Here is a 3,807-nt window from a genome sequence, read left to right on the forward strand (position 1 = left end):
GGATCAGGCTTGGGCGGCTCTCTTTTGGGCTTCGACCCGCGAAAGGCCAGGTCAAGGGCCAGAGGCTAAAGGCTAAAGGCTAAAGGCCAGAGGCTAAAGGCTAAAGGCTAAAGGACCACGTCAAAACATTTCCTTTTTTTGATACTTAAAGGCAACATATTAAAAGGCAGATGGCTCCCATGACGCATTGGCTGCTCCCCACCGCCTGGACCACCCTCCGTACCCACTACCGCGCCGGCTACCTCGCCATCCTCCCACCCCTGCTCTTCTTCACCGCCCTGCGCCTGGTCCCAACCACCTCCCCCGCCATCAGCTTCCTCTTCCTGCTGCTGTTTTTGCTGACACGCTGGCAAGAACTCCTCTGGTGGCTGCAATTCCCCGAACGTACCACCGTCTCCGGCCGCGACCTGCTCCAAGGCCCCCAAACCCTGGCCTGGAGCCTCGGCCTCGGCCAATGGCTGCTGAATACCGTCTCCTCCGAAATGACCTGGCTGGCCACCATCGGCCTCCCAGCCATGAACCACCCCCACTGGGGCCGCACCCTCGACGCCACCTGGTTCTTCCTGCTGAACTACCAAGCCATCCGCCTCTGGCCCCTCCTCCCCGCCATGGCCCGAGGCGAACACCTGCGTACCAGCCTCGTCCCCCTCTGGCGACTGACCGGCCAACACTTCACCACCTCGTTCCGCCTCTACCTGCAAATCGCCCTGATCCTAACCCCCTGCATGCTGGTGCGGGAACTCCTGGAATACACCGCCCCCCTCCCCGCCGCCCAAGCCGCCGGAACCCTCCTCGACCTGATCGAAGCCGCCAACATGCTCCTCGACCTCACCCTGGCCTACCCCCTCGCCGCCTGCCTGATGAAACACGGACTGGATGAAATGCGCAGCCACGATATTTGCATCAATCCAGATAATATTATCAAAGAAGGGTAATTTCGACACTAAATCGGATGCGCCAAGCCTTACCAACCCAATTAGTTGTTAATCTTTATAGAAATTGATGACAAGCAATCTGCAACCAGGAAGGCAACAGCCTACCTCCGCATGAAATAAACCCACGGACTGGAATGGCCATGACGACACAGATCTCCGAAGCAGAGAGAAACCCTACCACGGCTAAAGTAGGAGATTGTCGAGAGAGTCTAATGGGGTAGGAGTTCGAAGGTTTGTCGCTCTTCACAACGAACATATTCTTCAATATCGTTGCTGAGATAGACTAAAGTCACACGCTCAAGAAAGAAAAAGACGTGGGCCAGCCAAAGTAGCTCATGGCCATAGGAGGACCTGTTAAGCTTAAGCGTTTTGAATAGATGGATTTCGTACTGCTGGTCATCATGGGTTGGTACGGGACAACAAAACCCTCCCTTCTTTAGAAAGTGCTTATTGAACTTTTCAACATTCCCAATAACTGGCTCTTCAAGAACCAATTGTCTCATCAACTGCTCTGCGCAATACACAGCATAGATTTCATCGGCAAGCAGGCAAAATTTTGGGAGCAAAGCGTAGTCCATCCCAGTCGGGGCAAAAGGTCCTTTGCCTTGGCTCAATATGGCCGCAACAAGTGCAGCCGCTTGTTTATGTCGGTCCAGCGAAGAGGCTTTAACTCCTTGAAAAGATAGCTTACTGAAATATTCCACATTTTTTTCATAATCTCTGTATATATCATCAACCTTCGGCTGCCATTTTCGTCCTCTCGCCTCAACACGCTTGATAAAGTTTTGTGCGCGATCTTCTACGTAAGACCAGAGCTCCACAAAATCAACATAGTCTTCCGATGACATGGACTCACCTATACTATCATTTTTTTATATGGGAAAGATTCACGCAAAACCATTCATTCTTCTCGAAACCTCGCATTATACTCTTCAAGCCGCCGCTTGAAGTTTCTATGAGCTTGACCCAAATGAACTCCCTTATTTATCGGCAATCCCTCTTGCTCAAAGTCCTTTGGATTTACCTCTTCAAAAAGTTCAGGCGAAGTTCCAAACATTGAATCCGAGAATAATCTTTCATTTTCGAATTTTTTTTCGCTCATAGCACAACCCTCCTACGTAACGGTGTCTGCGGCGACAAGGTTGGCAGTTCTTACACAGGCCGCCCGCAGCGGCGCGGCGGTCTCCGTTTTGGAGGAGATACCCCGCACCTGACGTTCATCCCTTGATTTCTCGCTCAATCGATGTCATACTTTTGACGTACTTCAATGATGGAAAGCAGGTGAATTGTGACAGAGTGTGCCATTTTCGCCCACTTCCCGCTTGAAGTTGCCTTTCAGAGACAGATCTAATCAAGAATAGGGCCAACCACTCACGCGCATGTTATCACGCAGCCCCCCTTTCAAAAAGGATTTCATGTAGGTCCATGTATTTTATTACCCTGTAAAAGCAATTGTGGGACAATTTTTTTCACGCAATTTTGCCCCTCTATTTTGACTTACCACTCCCGGCAGGCCACAAAGAGGGTATCTTCGGCACAACCTTCACTTGCCGCCCCCCTCTTGACGGGCCAGTCCACCCTTTCAAAGCCAATCAAGACCATATTTGATCTCGGCATGGCCAAAAAGCAAGACCAGCGAATTACTCCCAGACCACCACCCAGCCCCCATGCCAGCGAATCGAGGAGACCTGATCGTTTGCATGGGAATGAAGGCTGAAACAAAGATAGAATCAACGTAACAATTCAGGCCCCTGCATAGCGCGACATGATTGTGTCAACGGCGAAAGGAAACGTCCCAGGGCGCTGCCCTGGACCCGTTGGGGGGGGGATAATCCCCCCCGAACCCCCGCATACCTGAACAGATACGAATCAACGGATCAAGTCAACACATTTCTTTTTTTTGATACTGAGAGTCAACATATTGAAAGGCTATTTCCTGCCCGCTGCGGCCAGGGTGTTCTTCAGCAGCATGGCGATGGTCATCGGGCCGACGCCGCCCGGAACCGGGGTGATGGCCGCCACTCCCCGCGCCAGTGCCTCTTCATAATGCACATCCCCGCACAACGTGCCGTCCGGCAGGCGGTTGATGCCCACGTCGATGACCACCGCGCCGGGTTTCAGCCACGAGCCGCGAATCATGCGCGGCTTGCCCGTCGCCGCCACCACGATATCCCCCATGCCCACCAGCTCCTCCAGATTCGGGGTGCGGCTGTGGCAGATGATCGGCGTGGCGTGGGCCAGCAGCAGCATCAAGGCCGCCGGTTTGCCCACGATGTCCGAACGCCCCACCACCACGGCGATCTTGCCCGCCGGGTCGATCCCCTCCCGACGCAACATCTCCATCACCCCCCAGGGGGTGCAGGGTCGGGCGCGCGGAGTGCCCAAGGCCATCAAACCCACGTTGCAGGGGTGAAATCCGTCCGCATCCTTATCCGGCAGTATCCGGTCCAGCACCTTGCGGGCGTCGATGCCTTTCGGCAGGGGCATCTGCACCAGAACGCCATCCACCGCCGGATCGGCGTTCAATTCGTCGATCAGCTCCAGCAAGGCGCCTTCCGTGGTGTTGGCCGGCAACTCGTGGGAGAACGAGCGGATGCCAACCTCTTCGCAGGCCTTCTTCTTGTTGCGCACATAGACATGGGAGGCCGGATCATCCCCGACCAGCACCACCGCCAATCCCGGCACGATGCCGCGTTGGGCCAGCAGGGCCACCTCCTCTTTCATCTCCGCCCGGATTTGGGCCGCCATGGCTTTGCCGTCGATAATGCGTGTCATCTTTTTTCAGCCTTCCAGTGCAAGAATGATATCTTTTCAGGTATACGGGGGTCCGGGGGGGATTATCCCCCCCGGCGGGTCCAGGGCAGCGCCCTGG

Annotated in this window: 4 protein-coding genes; 1 reads left to right on the forward strand and 3 read right to left on the reverse strand. The window is 54.6% G+C overall.

What is annotated here, in order from left to right:
- Nucleotides 1-179: 179 nt before the first annotated feature.
- Complete coding sequence (locus tag HQL56_18755; protein ID MBF0311557.1) at nucleotides 180-935, forward strand: hypothetical protein; 756 nt, start codon at nucleotides 180-182, stop codon at nucleotides 933-935.
- A 209-nt stretch (nucleotides 936-1,144) separates the two neighbouring features.
- On the opposite strand, the gene HQL56_18760 is transcribed toward HQL56_18755, so the two are convergent.
- The 3 genes from HQL56_18760 to folD form a co-directional block, all read right to left on the reverse strand.
- Complete coding sequence (locus HQL56_18760) at nucleotides 1,145-1,783, reverse strand: hypothetical protein (protein MBF0311558.1); 639 nt, start codon at nucleotides 1,781-1,783, stop codon at nucleotides 1,145-1,147.
- A 53-nt stretch (nucleotides 1,784-1,836) separates the two neighbouring features.
- Nucleotides 1,837-2,037, reverse strand: coding sequence for a hypothetical protein (locus HQL56_18765; protein MBF0311559.1), 201 nt, complete (start codon nucleotides 2,035-2,037; stop codon nucleotides 1,837-1,839).
- An 827-nt stretch (nucleotides 2,038-2,864) separates the two neighbouring features.
- The gene (gene folD, locus HQL56_18770) at nucleotides 2,865-3,710 is read right to left on the reverse strand and encodes a bifunctional methylenetetrahydrofolate dehydrogenase/methenyltetrahydrofolate cyclohydrolase FolD (protein ID MBF0311560.1); all 846 of its coding nucleotides are present in this window, start codon (nucleotides 3,708-3,710) and stop codon (nucleotides 2,865-2,867) included.
- Between the last annotated feature and the right edge of the window lie 97 nt (nucleotides 3,711-3,807).

It is taken from the genome of Magnetococcales bacterium (assembly GCA_015231925.1).
Classification (GTDB): domain Bacteria; phylum Pseudomonadota; class Magnetococcia; order Magnetococcales; family JADGAQ01; genus JADGAQ01.